This window comes from Dysgonomonas mossii, assembly GCF_004569505.1.
GTDB lineage: Bacteria > Bacteroidota > Bacteroidia > Bacteroidales > Dysgonomonadaceae > Dysgonomonas.
Genome location: NZ_SPPK01000077.1, coordinates 1 through 432, shown reverse-complemented (window position 1 = coordinate 432; position 432 = coordinate 1). Strand labels below are relative to the sequence as shown.

Below are 432 nucleotides of genomic sequence, written 5' to 3'. Positions count from 1 at the left end.
ACCAAAAACCCTCCAACCCGCTTCTATTTCCAGCGGTTGGAGGGTTTATTTTAAATCAAATTTGTACCTACTCTATTCTATTTCTATTTCAAATCTGGCCAATATCCTTTGTTTGCTTCTATCAGATCATCTAATATATCTTTAGCAACTTTAGCGCTTGGTATTGTTCGCGATAAAGTAAGTGCTTGCCATAATTTTTGATAAGATTGTTCTTCGTATGCTTCTACTGTAAGTTTTTCTACGCCTACTTGTTGTTCCATTAAACTTTTCTGGAATCTAGGAATCTCACCTACTGATAATGGTTCTGGTCCTTCGCTACCCACTAAACATGGTATTTCAACCATTGCTGTAGGTTCAAAGTTTGATATTGCGCCTTTATTCTCTACAATCATTAACATTCTTTCTTTCGTATTGAATGCGATTGCTCTAGCG

At 36.3% G+C, this 432-nt stretch carries 1 protein-coding gene; it reads right to left on the bottom strand.

Going from position 1 to position 432, the window contains the following annotated elements:
- Positions 1 to 83 precede the first annotated feature (83 nt).
- A partial coding sequence (locus E4T88_RS17510) for a family 4 glycosyl hydrolase (RefSeq protein ID WP_497707127.1) occupies positions 84 to 432 on the bottom strand: 349 nt, incomplete at its 5' end.